Source organism: Vreelandella sp. H-I2 (assembly GCF_052959335.1).
This window is the reverse complement of sequence record NZ_JBRAMC010000001.1, coordinates 40,646-56,130: the sequence shown is the minus strand read 5'-3', so window position 1 is coordinate 56,130 and position 15,485 is coordinate 40,646. Positions and strand designations below refer to the sequence as shown.

The window sequence follows — 15,485 nt, the reverse complement described above, 5'->3', positions numbered from 1 at the left end:
GCCTTAGGGCGCCTGATCTGTTTCTTGGTCACGACTTTCCCGCCACGCCATTATTTCCCCAAAACGTTTCTCCTGGCCGAAAGAACTCGGTTTAAAGAACGTGGCTTTAGGTAACTCTTCGGGCCAGCAATCATGGGCACTGCCCGCTGGGTAGCCGTCGGGCTCATTATGCGCATATCGGTAGCCTTCCCCATGTCCCAATTGTTCCATCAGTTTGGTCGGTGCGTTGCGCAGGTAAGTCGGCACCTCCACTTGGGGCTGCTGGCGTACGTACTGCTTGGCTTCATTCCAGGCGCGGTCAATGCGGTTGCTTTTGGGCGCTACCGCCAAATGAATCGCTGCATGGGCAATCGCCCGCTGGCCTTCGTAATCGCCAAGCCGCAGGTAGGCATCCCAGGCCGCAATCACCAACGGTAGGGCGCGGGGGTCAGCGTTGCCGACATCTTCTGAAGCAATGGCGGTCAGCCGACGCACTACGTCCAGCGGGTCGCCCCCGCCCTGCATAAAGCGCGCCATATACAGCAGCGCAGCGTTAGGGCGTGAAGAGCGGATTGATTTATGAATCGCCGAAAGCAGGTCATAGTAAGCGTCACCTTGTTTATCAAAGGCGCTGGCCTGATGGCCAATCACATCCGCTAATACTTCTTTATGCAGCACTTCCCGGCCCGCTTCCTGAGTAGCGAAATCGCAGGCGGTTTCCAACAGCCCCAGCGCCCGGCGGGCATCGCCTGCACTGGCGTGGGCCAGCGCGTTTAATACGTCGTCATCAACGTGGATAACCCGCTTGCCGAGACCGCGTTCAACGTCGCTAAGTGCCTGACGCATCACCGTGATTAACTCCTCCTGGGTGAGCGATTTCAGCACGTAAACCCGTGCACGTGAGAGCAGCGCCGAGTTGACTTCAAACGAAGGGTTTTCGGTAGTGGCACCAATCAGCGTTAGCAGCCCTGACTCCACATGGGGGAGAAGGGCATCCTGTTGGCTCTTGTTGAGACGGTGAATCTCATCTAAAAAGAGGATAACGGTTGATGACATTTGCTGGGCACGTTCCACCACGGCGCGTATCTCTTTTACCCCAGCCATCACTGCGCTGAGGTGTTCAAGATGCGCTTGGGAAGCCCGGGCCAATAGCTCTGCCAGCGTGGTTTTGCCAACGCCTGGTGGCCCCCAAAGAATCATCGAGCGCACTACCCCGGATTCCGCCATACGGCGTAGAGGTTTGTCCGGCCCTACCAGCGCTTGCTGACCCACGTAATCGTCCAACTGGCGTGGACGCATGCGAAAGGCTAACGGGGCGTCGTCAGCAGGTATCGCCTGAGCGCTATCAAATAAATCCATGTGAGCTTCCATTATAAATCGAGACGTTAAGCAACAAAGCGCCACCAAGTGTCGATGGTAAATCGTGCCTTAGCGAACTACCTTTGGCGTAACCCTTCAGAAAGATACATTTGTTAGGATACCCTCATAGGGGCAAGGTTGTTGATAGCCGTGGTAAGTTGACAGTCAATTTTAATAGCCATCGTTGACAGTGATTTCTGAAAAAACTCGTTAGTTACGACAAGCTCAGGATAGGATATGTTCTAGCGATAATACGTTCTTGTTACCACACGCTTACGATCGCATGCTGTCAAACGGTAAGGCTTGGCGGCAGGCATGACACAACAAAGGAGACGGTTCGATGTTAAACCAACTGCGTCTAGATCATGCCAACATGGCGAGATTACTCCATGTGCTGCAGCTAAAGCATAAAACCCTCGACCAGGGTGAGCGACCCAATTTCCAGCTCATGCGCGAGGTGGTCGATTATATTTTGTCTTATATGGACGGCTTTGCGACGCCGCTAGAGCGGGTCTGCGTGGAACGGTTGCAAACCCAAGCCCCCGAGCACAGTGCGGTTACCGAAAAGATGGCCGATGAATACCGAGAGCTAAAACCACGCTTGCAGCGCCTATCCAACGATATTGACATGATCCTAATGGATAACGTACTGCCCATGGATCGTTTTGCCGATGACCTGAAAGCCTACTTAGAGGCCCACCGTGCTTATCTGCGCCATGAGCGAGAAGGGCTATTCCCGCTCATTGATGAGCACTTTAGCCAGGAAGATATGGAAGAACTGCGCCAGGCGCTCCCCGAAGGCGCTGAACAGGAATTAGAACGCCTACAGCAGGCTTATCCTGAACTCTATGCGGATCTGCGCGGTGCCGATGTTCCCGCTGTATAGCGGTCAGCGGTTAACGGTCGCGTTGTCATAACGATGAATAAATTCACGAACGGGGCATGCTAAACTAGCGGCCCCGTTTTTGTGGTAACGGTTCAATCGTTGGCCGTTTTAATCGTGTTAAATGAAGCAGGACAATGATGCAGAGAGAGTCATGGATGCAGAGAGAGCCATGAAAGGCCCCGTGTTAATTTTTGATTCTGGTGTCGGCGGCCTGTCCGTGGCGCAGTCTCTGCGTCAGCACTATCCTGATGCTGCCATGTGCTACGTCTGCGATAATGCTTGGCTGCCCTACGGGCTGCGCGATGATGCAGTGCTGGCCGAGCGCATCGTCGCGGTCTGCCAAGCCGCTGTCAGGGCGTGCCAACCTAGTGTGCTGGTCGTCGCCTGCAATACCGCAAGCACACTGGCATTGGAGAACTTACGCGAGCTGCTAGACATACCCGTCGTAGGCACCGTGCCGGCTATCAAGCCTGCTGCAGCCATTAGCCAAACACGCCATATTGGGCTACTAGCGACTAAAGCCACGGTGGGTCGGCCCTATACTCAGCGCCTGATTGATAACTTTGCCAGCGACTGTATGATCACCCGCGTCGCCGCTGATGCCCTGGTGATCGAGGCAGAAGCGTACTTGGCGGGTATTCCACCCAATATTGACCGTATGCAGGCGGCATTAGCACCGCTGTGGCAAGCCGCCTCCTCGTCAGCAGCGAATCTCGCTTTGGATACCGTGGTGTTGGGTTGCACCCATTTCCCACTGCTTAAACCGTGGCTTGAGCAGCTTGCGCCTGAACCTCTGCAATGGATTGACTCCGGCGATGCCATTGCCCGGCGAGTAGCGCACGTGGTTGATGAATTAACGAGCGATCAGCAAGATGGCCGCTGCTTCACATCAGCGCCCGCCGTTAATTTGACCGCTGGCCTGGCGCGTTATGGTTTTAAGGCACCCCAGTTGCTTGACCCAGTTACTTGACCCAGTTAATGGACATAGACGCATCGCAGCGCATCGCTGAATAACCCTACCCTTAATCATCCTGGATTGAATTTAAGAGGAGCAGCCTTGGCTATCCCTGTCGTAGAACCTGAACGCTATGCTGAGCAGTTGGCCGCCAAGCGTGACTATCTGGAAACGATATTCGCGCCATTCAAGCCACCGGTATTGGAAGTATTTGAATCGCCGCCAGGCTACTACCGTCAGCGCTGCGAGTTCCGTATTTGGCACGAGGAGGATGACCTCTTTTACGCCATGTTTGAGGTAGATCCGGAGAACCCCAAGAACAAGCGTGTGATTCGGTTAGATCAGTATGCAGTCGCTAGTGAACGAATTAATCAGCTCATGCCACAGCTGCGCGAGGCCTGCCTTGAGTCTGACGAGCTGCGTCGCAAGCTGTTTCAGGTAGAGTTTTTAACCACGCTGTCGGGCGAAGCCCTGGTCACACTGATTTACCATCGCCCCTTAGGCGAAGAGTGGGAGCGCGAAGCCCGTGCACTGGAAGTCGAGTTGGGCATCATGATCATTGGCCGTTCCCGCAAGCAGCGCCTCGTGCTGACCCGTGACCACGTATGGGAGCGGCTAGAGTTGGATGGGCGCACACTGCACTATCAGCAGGTCGAGAACAGCTTCACTCAGCCCAATGCGCATATTTGCCAAAAAATGCTGAGCTGGGCGCGCGAAGTGACGGCGGGACAGGAACAGCAGAACTCTCGTAAGGATTTAGTCGAGCTTTACTGCGGCAACGGCAATTTTACCATTGCCCTAGCGGATAACTTCCGCCGCGTATTGGCCACCGAAATTTCCCGTACGTCGGTAGCCAGTGCCAACGTTAACCTGGAGGCTAATGGGGTAACGAACGCGCAAATTGGTCGCATGTCGGCAGAAGAGTTTTCGCAAGCGTTAAAGGGTGAAAAAGCCGGTCGCCGTGTGGCGGAAATGGGGTTGGATGACTATGTCTTTTCCACCGTGCTGGTGGACCCGCCTCGGGCCGGTTTGGATGAGCAGAGCTGTGAACAGCTCAGCGAGTATGCTCAGATCGTCTATATTTCATGCAACCCCGCCACGTTAGCTGAAAATTTGACCATACTGACCAACACCCATCAGATAGAACGCTTTGCGCTATTTGACCAGTTTCCGTTTACCGACCACTGTGAATGTGGGGTGTTGCTACAGCGACGGGAGACCTAACGCGTAAACGACCAATGCTGAAGTGGTATGCGTCATGAATAACTCGTCAGGTGATTAGGGACGCGGCGATAGGTAGCGTAAGCTAGACTTTATGTTGGCCTAAAGGCCTATTGTTCTTCGTTTTTTTGGCCGTTTAAAGGCCTAGGCAGTCGAGGTGATGGATGCACTACGTTGCGATTGAAGAGAGTCGGCAAGATTTGTTGAAGCAGCTTCAGGAGCGGCTATACGCGCGATTAGAGCCCAATCGCGCGGCCACGATAGATGCCTTTGCTCGACACTTTTATGCCACCGTGCCGGTGGAAGACCTCGTGGATCGTCGCCTGGACGATCTGTATGGCGCAACGCTGTCAATCTGGCAGTTTTTGCAACACCACGATCCGCAAAGCCCTAAAGTACGGGTGTTTAACCCGGATTTCGAAGAGCACGGCTGGCAGTCAACGCATACGTTTGTAGCCGTTCTGCATGAAGATATGCCATTTTTGGTCGACTCGGTGCGTATTGAGCTCAACCGTCGCGGCTTGACGGTACATGCGATTCAGAACGCCGTGCTGGCGGTGGCTCGCGATGAACAGCATCAGTTAAAGGCGTTGGCCTCGCCGAGAGACGGCAACGCGCCTGAAGCACGTGAATCACTGATTGTGATCGAGGTTGATCGACACACCGACGTGGTACTGCTTGAGAGAATCGAGCGTACGCTGCACGAAGTGCTCCGCGATGTGCGCACCGCCGTGGGCGACTACGAAGCCATTTGCTCGAAAATTACTGACTCGATTCAAGAGCTTGAGAAAAATTGCCCGCCGCAGATTGACCCCGACGACCATGAGGAGGCGATTGCCTTTCTAGAATGGCTGCTCAAAGATAATTTCACCTTCCTGGGTTACGACGAATACCTGTTGGAAGGCCGCGAGTTGCAACGCGATGCGGATAGTGTGCTGGGCGTGTTCCGTTTGGATCATCCTCGCTACTGCGAGCGTATTCGCACCGAAGAGGGCGTCGGTGATAACAACGAATATGTGCTGGTGCCGCAACTGCTGTCGTTTGCCAAGAGCGCCCACCACTCCCGTGTGCATCGCCCCACGTATCCTGATTACATTACGGTTGACCGCTACGATGACGACGGCAATGTCATCGGCGAAAGGCGCTTCTTCGGTCTGTTCACCTCGACGGTGTATAACGAGTCACCGCGTAATATTCCGTTGCTGCGCCGCAAGCTCAAAGCCGTGATGGACATTGCCGGATTCAACCCGCAGGGCCATAACGGCAAGCAATTGCTGCAGGTATTGGAAGTCTACCCCCGTGACGACCTGTTTCAGATTGAAACCGAGTCACTGGCCAGTACTGCGCTAGGCATTCTTAATATTCGTGAGCGCCGTCAGGTGCGGCTGTTTATTCGCGCCGATATCAGCGGTAAGTTTTACTCCTGTCTCGTGTTTGTCCCTCGCGACGTGTTCTCTACGGACCTACGTCAGCGGATTCAAAACGTGTTGTGCGATGAGTTAGACGCCCACTTTGGTGATTTCAATACCTACTTGTCCGAGTCGGTGCTCGCCCGTATCCAACTGATTTTACGCTTTAACGGCGATGCACCGAGCGACTATGACCTCAAACTCCTTGAGAGCAAGGTGGCCCGGCTGGCACGTAGCTGGCGCGACGAACTGCAGAACGCCATGGTTGAAGGCTTCGGTGAAGAGCGTGCCAACAGCCTCATGGATCAGTTCGGCGAAGCATTCTCAGCGAGCTATCGTGAAGACTTCTCCGCGCGCACAGCCGTGTTTGACGTACAACACCTTTTAACGCTGAATAACGGCGATGATTTATCGTTGTCGCTCTACCGTCCATTGGAAGAGCAGGGCGGTGGTGTCAACCTCAAGCTGTTCCACCGAGAATCGCAAATTCCGCTCTCCGACGTGCTGCCGATGATGGAAAATCTGGGCCTGCGCGTGATTGGCGAGCGTCCCTACGACATCAACGCCCCTGAGCATCGCTACTGGATTCACGACTTCGAACTGGAGCACAGCGGTGCGGATGTCAACTTGGGTGATATGCGCGATGTGTTTACAGAAGCCTTTAAGCGTATCTGGACCGGCGAAGCCGACAATGACGCCTTCAATCGCCTGATTATCGGCGCGGGATTGGATTGGCGTGAAGTCGCCATGCTGCGTGGCTATGCCCGTTACCTCAAACAGATTCGTTTCGGCATGTCGCAGGATTACATCGCCGCTACGCTGGCCAACTATCCGGCCATTACTCGCGAACTGGTAGAGCTATTCCGACTGCGCTTTGACCCTGAGCAGCAGAGCCACGCCACCGACGAGTGCATAGCGAGCTTGAATGAACGCCTGGAAGGCGTTGCCAGCCTTAACGACGACCAGCTGCTGCGCCGCTTTATGGAGCTGATTCTCGCCACGCTGCGTACTAACTACTATCAGCTCGCCGAAGGTGGGCGTTTTAAAGACTACATCGCTTATAAGCTTGAACCTTCGAAAGTCACTGGTATGCCCAAGCCGCGGCCAATGTTCGAGATTTTCGTTTGCTCGCCGCGGGTAGAAGGCGTGCATCTGCGGGGCGGTAAAGTAGCGCGCGGCGGCCTGCGCTGGTCGGACCGCTTTGAAGATTACCGCACCGAAGTGTTGGGGCTGGTGAAAGCCCAACAGGTGAAGAACGCGGTTATCGTGCCGGTAGGTGCCAAAGGTGGTTTCGTCTGTAAGCGCATGCCGGAAAACGCCAGCCGTGACGTCATTCAGAAAGAGGGCATTGCCTGTTATCAGATCTTTATTCGCGCATTGTTGGATGTGACCGACAACCTGGTGGGTAGCGAGGTGGTACCCCCCGAAAATGTTGTCCGCCATGATGAAGACGATGCGTATCTGGTCGTTGCCGCCGACAAGGGCACCGCGACCTTCTCGGATATTGCCAACGAAATCTCCCTCGAATACGACCACTGGCTAGGCGATGCGTTTGCCTCAGGCGGCGCTAACGGTTACGACCATAAAAAAATGGGTATCACCGCACGTGGTGCCTGGGAGTCGGTTAAGCGCCACTTCAAAAACCTTGATGTCGATACCCAGCGTGATCTGTTTAGCGTGGTAGGCATTGGTGATATGGCGGGGGATGTGTTCGGTAACGGCATGCTGCTCTCCGACAAGATTCAGTTGGTAGGCGCCTTCAACCATTTGCATATCTTTGTTGACCCAAATCCAGATGCCGAGGCCTCCTTTGCCGAGCGTAAAAGGCTATTCGACCTGCCACGCTCCAGCTGGGAAGACTACAGCCAGGAACTGATCTCTGCCGGTGGCGGTATCTTCAGCCGCAGCGCCAAGTCGATCGCCATAACGCCAGAAATGCAGCACGTATTTGGTATTCAAGAAACGCGCCTTTCACCCAATGAGCTTATTCGCGCCATGCTCAAATCCAAGGTGGATTTGATCTGGAACGGTGGTATCGGGACTTATGTAAAAGGTTCTGATGAAACCGACACCGATGTGGGCGACAAAGCCAATGACACGTTGCGAATCAATGGCAATGATCTGAACTGCCGTGTGGTTGGCGAGGGCGGAAACCTTGGCTTGACCCAACGCGGGCGTATGGAAGCCGCAGCCAAAGGCGTGCGCGTATATACGGACTTTATCGATAACGCCGGTGGGGTAAATTGCTCCGACCACGAGGTCAACATCAAAATACTTATCGATGAAGTGGTCAAACGCGGCGATATGACGGAAAAACAGCGCAATCAGCTGTTAGCGGAAATGACCGATGAAGTAGCGGATCTAGTCATTCTGGATAACTACCGCCAAAGCCAGGCGTTGGATCTGTCGGCCATCCTCTCCGATCAGGCGATGGGGCCGTATCGTCGCTTTATCAGCGAATTGGAAGCCGCCGGGCAAATTGATCGCGAACTGGAGTTTTTGCCCACCGATGAGGTGCTAAAAGAGCGCGCCAGCAATGACCAAGGGATGCGTCTGCCCGAGCTGTCAGTATTGATCTCCTATGCCAAAAGTACGCTGAAAGGTGACTTGATCACCTCTGACGTGCCGGACGATCACTATATTGACCGGCATCTGGAGCGGCTCTTCCCATCAGTGCTGGTTGAGCGCTTTAAAGGCGAGATGTACGAGCACCGTCTAAAGCGTGAAATTGTCTCCACTCAGGTCGCTAACGATCTAGTCGATCACATGGGCATAGTCTTCGTGCGTCGCTTGATGGACTCCACCGGGGCGGGACGCGCCGATATTGCACGGGCTTACATTGTCGCCCGTGACAGCTTTAATTTGCCTGGACTATGGGCGCAAATTGAAGCGCTCGATAATCAGGTGCCGAACCGCATTCAGTACTCAATGATGCTCGATCTGATGCGCTTGATCCGCCGCGCCACGCGCTGGTTCTTGCGTCAGCACTTGGGGCTCTCGACCCAGGACACCATTGAATACTTCGCCCCGCGCCTGGCGCAGTTGCAAGAAGGCATTGGCGAGCTGCTAAGCGGTGAAGAGCTCAGCACCTGGAACACGCGGCGGGACGAGCTGCTGGAAGCAGGCGTGCCGGATGCGTTGGCGTCCACCGTGGCGGCCTCGTCCAGTCTCTACGCCGGTCTCGGTATCATTCAGGCGGCGCGCCTGACGAATGAGAAACCGCAGCGGGTGGCGGAGGTACTCTACGAGATTGGTAGCCGTCTGGAACTGCCGTGGATGATTCAGCAGGTCACGCAGTTGGAAGTACGCGATGCCTGGCAGGCCCAGGCGCGGGAAACCTTCCGAGACGATATCGAGCGCCAGCAGCTTGCTCTGACCACCAGTGTATTGAAACTTGATGCGGGTAGCCGCGATACAGAGGAGCGGGTGGCGCAGTGGTTGGAACAGCACGCTGACTTGCATCGTCGCTGGTGTCGTCTTATCGAGGAAGTGCGCGGCGGCAGTGAAGGGGGCTTCGCACTGTTCGCGGTGGCGGTGCGCGAGTTGGTCGATCTCGCTGAAAGCGATAGCGAAGCCTAGGCATGCATCTTCTGCGTAGCTAAAGAGGCTGCTTAGCTAAATCTCTGTTTAGTTTAAGCATGTCTCCCTTGTGAAAGCGCGCTCTGGTTCTTAACCAGGGCGCGCTTTATTGCGTTATACTGATGCCCGTTTTCAGCCCCGTGCTCGTTTTTGCCCCGTTTCAAGAGACTCGCCATGTACGCCCTTGCTCGCTCATTGTTCTTTCGCGTTGATCCAGAAACCTCCCATGGGATGGCGCTGAGCGCACTGGATACACTTCATCGCGTGGGGGGTGTGAGGCGATTGTTTGGTCAACCGGTGGATGATTCTGTCGAGCTGATGGGGCTGCGTTTTGCCAATCGAGTAGGGCTGGCCGCCGGGTTGGATAAGAATGCAGACCATGTGGATGCCTTGGGCGCTCTAGGGTTCGGCTTTGTTGAAGTCGGCACCGTTACCCCTAAACCCCAGCCTGGCAACCCCAAACCCCGGCTGTTTCGCTTAGCGCAGCATGAGGCAATCATTAACCGCTTTGGCTTTAATAACAAAGGGGTTGAGCATCTTATCCAACAGGTTAAACGGCGCCACTACGGTGGCGTTGTGGGTATCAATATTGGCAAGAACCTGAGCACTGCGGTAGAGCATGCATTGGATGACTACTTGCTATGTTTAGAGGCAGTGCATCCCTACGCGGATTACATTGCCGTCAATGTTTCCTCACCAAATACGCCTGGGCTGCGTACCTTGCAGTTTGGTGAGCAATTGGACGCGCTGCTGGGTCCCATTCGCGCCCGAGCCACCGAACTCAATACCCAGTCGGGGCGCAACGTTCCCCTGCTGATTAAGATCGCCCCGGATATGAACGCAGAAGAAGTGGCGCTAATGGCGAAAAGTATTGCGCGCAACGCTCTTGATGGCGTAATCGCCACCAACACCACGGTTTCCCGCGCTGGGGTAGAGGGCGACCCGCAGGCAGACGAGATGGGTGGGCTGTCCGGAAAGCCTGTTTTTGAAGCGTCCAATCGCATCATTCGCCAGTTGCGCGAGCATTTGCCTACGCTGCCCATTATTGGCGTAGGCGGTATTGATAGCGCCGCCGCGGCCCAGGCGAAGATTGCAGCTGGTGCGGATTTAATCCAGCTTTACTCGGGCTTGATTTATCAAGGCCCTAAACTGGTGGGCGAGTGTGCAAGAGCAGTGAAGAACGTTAGCCGTTAAAAAGCCCACTTAACAAAGTGGGCTCACTTAAAACCTGTCGTTTAAACCTAGTCTTCATTTAAACATCAGAGAGTATAAAACGTTAAGTCATGACCATGGGGTTTTTATGAATGCCGGAGATGCCGGTCATCCCATCCCACTGGTCGCCGCGACCTTCACGCCAACCGCTCATCCAGTATTCGCGTAAATTAATATCTTGACTGGGACAATCATCGCGAGAACGACCTGATATACCCGCTTTATAGCCGTGGACATAAGCCCGCTGGAAGCGATCACGTTTTTGCCGTTTCATTGGCTAACCTCTTTTCACGAAAGCCTTTGATAAGAAATAGGGTGTTATCGGAAACAGCCACTATTCCGAGAGCTTACTTCAAGAGCGAGCCGCCGCCACAACCCCAACCGTCTAGCACTCACGCGCTGAACGGGCCGAACGGCGAACTCATACAAGCCACAGGTCTGCTTATTAGGAATGCATCCTTAAGGACCTTGACAGGAAACGCATGCGTTTTTCAGTAGCTACTCTCTTATTGTTAGACCATGATGGGGCCATCTGTCGACTACCAAATTGTCATAAAACGTAAACTCATTTGATATATACAGGAATGTCGCGCCTTTCAGCGCAGCTATAATTATGACCGAGTTGAACCAAAATACCCCTCTAAAGCTGTTGGCCACCTGCCCAAAAGGCATTGAAGGCCTGCTCCACGACGAACTCATAACGCTGGGCGCGACGCCGGGTAAAACGACCGTGGCGGGGGTGTATTTTACCGCCAGCCAGGCTATTGCCTATCGTGTATGCCTGTGGTCGCGGTTAGCCAACCGGGTTATTTTGTCCCTCGTACGCGAGTCAATGATCGATACGGCTGAGCAAGTGCGTGATGTGGTTGCGCGCATTGCATGGACCCAGCACTTAGCGCCGGGTAACACACTGGCGGTAGATTTCCACGGCCGCAGCGAGCATATCCGTCATACTCGCTTTGGCGCTCAAACTGTTAAAGATGGCATTGTCGATGCACTCCAGCTGGCAGGGCAGGAACGTCCTAATGTGGATGTCAAAGCCCCCCATCTGCGCGTCTATGCCCACCTGCACCGGATGAACCTAACCATTGGTCTGGATCTTTCTGGCGAGAGCCTGCACCGCCGTGGCTATCGCCGCGATGTCGGCCACGCGCCGCTGAAAGAAAACTTGGCAGCGGCACTGCTGGTGCGTGCAGGCTGGCCCGAACGTCTAAAAGCCGGTGAGCCATTGATTGATCCGCTGTGTGGCGCAGGTACGCTGTTAATAGAAGCCGCGATGATGGCGGCCGACCAAGCACCTAACCTAAACCGTGAGCGGTTTGGTTTTCATGGTTGGGCGGGTCACGATGACACCGTATGGCGTGAGCAGAAGCGCGAAGCCGAAGCGCGCGCGTCGATTGGCCGCAAGCGCTGCAAAGCTCAGTTACTTGGCTTTGATCAAAGCCCGGCGGCCCTTACGGCGGCAAAAGCCAACGCCATGCGGGCGGGTATTCCTGCGCTAATCACCTTACATGGGCAGAGTCTTGCCCAGTTGACACGGCCGGAAACACTGACTGCTGAGAGCGGCCTGCTGATCACCAATCCCCCCTACGGTGAGCGCCTGGGTGAATTGCCCGAACTGGTGCGTTTGTATGCCCAACTGGGTGAAAAAGCCAAAACGCTGTTTCCCGGCTGGACGCTAGCGGTCTTTACCGGCAACCCGGACCTCGGCCACCGGTTAGGGATGCGGGCACACAAGCAGTACGCGCTCAAAAATGGCGCACTGGATGCCAAGCTGCTGCTTATGGAGATTGGTGGCGCCGAGCATAAGCCTGCCGTTAGCGATGAGCCCCAGGCTGGCGTTGAGAGTGGCACTGAGTCGACAATGGAAGATCGTCAGGAGACGCCTCAAGCATCAACTCCGAAAGGCTCAGACAATGCGCAGATGTTTGCCAATCGCCTGATCAAGAATCAGAAGCGCCTGAAGAAGTGGCTAAAGCAGAGCGGTGAAACCAGCTATCGTGTCTATGATGCCGATATGCCCGAGTACGCCCTGGCGGTGGATCGCTACGGTGATCGCGTACATGTCCAAGAGTACGCGGCGCCCAGCTCGATCAACCCGGCCCAAGCGAAAAAGCGCTTATACGACGCGCTGGAAGTCATGCCCGAAGCACTCGGTGTTGACGCTAGCAAGATTTACATCAAACGCCGTGAACGCCAAACCGGCAACGCCCAGTACCAAAAACGTGCCGCTAGTGGTGAACGCTTTGAAGTACAGGAAGGCAATGCGCGGCTATGGGTGAATCTGCGCGACTATCTCGATACAGGGCTGTTTCTTGATCACCGTCCGGTTCGGCGCATGCTGGGCGAAATGGCCGTTGGCAAGCGCTTTTTGAACCTGTTCTGCTATACCGCCACGGCAACGGTGCAGGCGGCATTGGGCGGTGCCAGCGATAGCGTGAGTGTGGATATGTCCAACACTTACCTGGAGTGGGCCAAGGACAACTTTGCGCTCAATAAACTCGATACGCGCCTTCATCGCGTGGTGCGCGACGACTGCTTCCGATGGTTGGGAACCGCCAACGCCGAATTTGATCTGATCTTTATGGATCCACCGACGTTTTCTAACTCCAAGAAAATGCGCGATACCCTCGACGTGCAGCGTGACCATCCGCGGCTTGTGGAGCTCGCCATGGCGCGTTTGGCACCCGGTGGAACGCTAGTGTTTTCTAATAACCAACGGCGCTTTAAACTCGATGAAGCGCTGAGTGAGCGCTACGCGGTAGAGGACATAACCGGGCGCAGCTTCGATCCCGATTTCCAGCGGCGCACGAACCTGCACCATGTGTTTTTACTGCGTCATAAAGTGTCATAAGAGAGCTATCGTATGAAAAGAGCATTCGCATGATTCAGCTATCGCTTTATACGACGCTGGGCTGCCATCTATGCAGCCAACTAGAGGGGTTGGTGGCAGCACTGGCGAATCAAAAAGTGTGGCTGCACCACATTGAGATTAGCGAGGATGATGCACTAGTCGAGCGTTACGGCGTGCGTATACCGGTGTTGGTGGATAGTGAAGGCAATGAACTGGATCGTGGCTTTGAGCTTGAGCGGTTAAGCGCATGGCTGCGCGAACGTGGCTGGCTGGATGAAGCGGCCCTGACAGCGTTTACCACACCGCCAGAGGCCACGCCGCCAAAAGGCGCCTATGAGCGTGGCGGGCGGCGCTTCTTAAGTTAATAGCACGAGGTTAATGGCGCGAGGTTAACAGGCATGGCTAAAAGCGTTGCTCTCAAAGCACGTCCAGCAATGAGAGCTGGCGCATGGCTTCCTGTCCTTCGGGGGTGTGGTCGGCCACTTCCAGTACCTTGCGAAACCCTCGCGAAGACTGGATAGTGGCTTCGTCCTCAAGCCACATCTGGGCTTGCTCCAGTGTATCGGCTAGCTGATGTTTCAGGCCGCCAAACTGGGTGCCGATTTGCCCCCAGGCGCGGCTGAAAATCCAGTCACCAAACATATCTTGGTGAATATGAACCAACACGTAGTCATGGTTGGTCTCCCAGCGTACGATCAAAACACTCTCCTTACTTAGCCTTTAAAAGATAGCCTTTAAACACGCCTGCACATCAAGCCGTCGCGGCGTATTGTAAAGCCCGGATAAGAAAACGCCTATGAAACTTGTTGTCGACGCCAATATCCCTGCTGCCGAGCGCTGCTTTGGCCATTTTGGTACGCTCACCCGCGTGCCGGGCCGGGAGATAACCGCCGCGCATCTGCAGGACGCTGATGCACTCATCGTGCGCTCCATTACCCAGGTCAACGACGCTCTGCTTTCAAACAGCCCCGTGGGGTTTATTGGTACGTGCACCATCGGCACGGACCATATCGATCAGACGGCCCTTGCTAAGCGCGATATCGGTTTCGCCAGTGCGCCCGGCTGCAATGCCGAAGCGGTGGTCGACTATGTATTGAGTAGCCTGCTGACGTTGGCGGAGCGGGATGGTTGGTCACTTAGCGAACGTACCGTGGGGATTGTGGGGGTAGGCAATGTCGGTCGCCGGTTATTGGCACGCCTGACGGCCATGGGCGTGGCAACGCTGGCCTGTGACCCGCCTCGGGCCGAGAAGGAGGGGCAGGCTGGGTTTCACTTCTTAGACGCCCTAATCCAGCACTGTGACGTGCTTTGCCTACATACACCGCTGACCCGCGAAGGCCCATACGCCACCTACCAATTGCTCAACGCTCAGCGTATTCATGACCTCGCGCCGGGTTGCGTGTTGCTGAATGCCGGGCGGGGCGACTGCGTGGATGGGCCAGCACTGCGCAACCGCTTGGCGGGCAAGGGCGATATCAGCGCAGTGCTGGATGTGTGGGAGAATGAGCCTGAGATTGACGCAGGCTTACGCGATCTGGTCTCCCTGGCAACACCGCATATTGCCGGCCATAGCCTGGACGGCAAGCTGCGTGGCACCTGGATGATTCAGCAAGCGTTAGCGCGCCACTGCGGCCAACCCAATGAACTCACGTTCGCCAATATTTGCCCGCCGCCTGCACTGGCTTCGCTGCATTTACAGCACGCGCTACCGCCCGAAGATGCCCTGCGGCTGTGCATAAGAGCGGTGTATGACGTTCGCCGTGATCACGATGCGCTTCAACATCAAACGCAACATAGCGGAGTGCGCAAAGGCTTCGATGATTGCCGAGCCAATTACCCGCTGCGCCGCGAATTCGCCACCCTCACCGTGAGGCTGTCAGGCGAGGCGGTCGCGTTGGAAGGTGTGTTGCGTGGTGCAGGGTTTTCCCTGCGGTCATAGTGAGGATCTCTGACTATTGTCATTGCGAGGAGCGCAGCGACGCGGCAATCTAAAACGTCCCCGAGATTGCTTCGCTACGCTCGCAATGACAT

At 55.3% G+C, this 15,485-nt stretch carries 11 protein-coding genes; 8 read left to right on the top strand and 3 right to left on the bottom strand.

Going from position 1 to position 15,485, the window contains the following annotated elements; all coding sequences use genetic code 11:
- Positions 1-3: 3 nt before the first annotated feature.
- Complete coding sequence (locus ACUVOF_RS00275) at positions 4-1,338, bottom strand: replication-associated recombination protein A (RefSeq protein WP_447042458.1); 1,335 nt, start codon at positions 1,336-1,338, stop codon at positions 4-6.
- Between the two features lie 340 nt (positions 1,339-1,678).
- Here ACUVOF_RS00275 and ACUVOF_RS00270 point away from each other — a divergent pair, with 340 nt between their 5' ends.
- The 5 genes from ACUVOF_RS00270 (at position 1,679) to ACUVOF_RS00250 (ending at position 10,582) form a co-directional block, all read left to right on the top strand.
- On the top strand, positions 1,679-2,224 hold the full coding sequence (locus tag ACUVOF_RS00270) for a hemerythrin domain-containing protein (protein ID WP_447042457.1): 546 nt from the start codon (positions 1,679-1,681) through the stop codon (positions 2,222-2,224).
- A 169-nt stretch (positions 2,225-2,393) separates the two neighbouring features.
- Positions 2,394-3,194 carry a glutamate racemase gene (gene murI, locus ACUVOF_RS00265; protein ID WP_447043211.1) on the top strand — a complete coding sequence of 267 codons (801 nt, stop codon included), beginning with the start codon at positions 2,394-2,396 and terminating at the stop codon, positions 3,192-3,194.
- Positions 3,195-3,281: 87 nt separating this feature from the next.
- The gene (gene trmA / locus ACUVOF_RS00260) at positions 3,282-4,403 is read left to right on the top strand and encodes a tRNA (uridine(54)-C5)-methyltransferase TrmA (protein WP_447042456.1); all 1,122 of its coding nucleotides are present in this window, start codon (positions 3,282-3,284) and stop codon (positions 4,401-4,403) included.
- A 161-nt stretch (positions 4,404-4,564) separates the two neighbouring features.
- The gene (locus tag ACUVOF_RS00255) at positions 4,565-9,388 is read left to right on the top strand and encodes an NAD-glutamate dehydrogenase (protein ID WP_447042455.1); all 4,824 of its coding nucleotides are present in this window, start codon (positions 4,565-4,567) and stop codon (positions 9,386-9,388) included.
- A 174-nt stretch (positions 9,389-9,562) separates the two neighbouring features.
- Positions 9,563-10,582 (top strand): quinone-dependent dihydroorotate dehydrogenase, encoded by a 1,020-nt coding sequence (locus tag ACUVOF_RS00250; RefSeq protein WP_447042454.1) that lies wholly within the window; start codon positions 9,563-9,565, stop codon positions 10,580-10,582.
- Between the two features lie 82 nt (positions 10,583-10,664).
- On the opposite strand, the gene rmf is transcribed toward ACUVOF_RS00250, so the two are convergent.
- Positions 10,665-10,874: a ribosome modulation factor gene (gene rmf / locus ACUVOF_RS00245; RefSeq protein ID WP_113270416.1), complete on the bottom strand. Its 210-nt coding sequence runs from the start codon at positions 10,872-10,874 to the stop codon at positions 10,665-10,667.
- A 339-nt stretch (positions 10,875-11,213) separates the two neighbouring features.
- Here rmf and rlmKL point away from each other — a divergent pair, with 339 nt between their 5' ends.
- Positions 11,214-13,454, top strand: coding sequence for a bifunctional 23S rRNA (guanine(2069)-N(7))-methyltransferase RlmK/23S rRNA (guanine(2445)-N(2))-methyltransferase RlmL (rlmKL, locus tag ACUVOF_RS00240; protein ID WP_447042453.1), 2,241 nt, complete (start codon positions 11,214-11,216; stop codon positions 13,452-13,454).
- Between the two features lie 29 nt (positions 13,455-13,483).
- Entirely contained in the window at positions 13,484-13,819 is a 336-nt protein-coding gene (locus ACUVOF_RS00235) for a glutaredoxin family protein (RefSeq protein ID WP_113270418.1), read from the top strand.
- A gap of 52 nt (positions 13,820-13,871) precedes the next feature.
- Here the strand turns inward: ACUVOF_RS00235 and ACUVOF_RS00230 are convergent, their stop codons facing one another.
- Positions 13,872-14,153, bottom strand: a complete 282-nt coding sequence (locus ACUVOF_RS00230) for a WGR domain-containing protein (RefSeq protein WP_113270419.1) — start codon at positions 14,151-14,153, stop codon at positions 13,872-13,874.
- A gap of 97 nt (positions 14,154-14,250) precedes the next feature.
- On the opposite strand from ACUVOF_RS00230, the gene pdxB reads away from it, so the two are divergent.
- Entirely contained in the window at positions 14,251-15,393 is a 1,143-nt protein-coding gene (gene pdxB / locus ACUVOF_RS00225) for a 4-phosphoerythronate dehydrogenase PdxB (RefSeq protein WP_447042452.1), read from the top strand.
- Positions 15,394-15,485 lie beyond the last annotated feature (92 nt).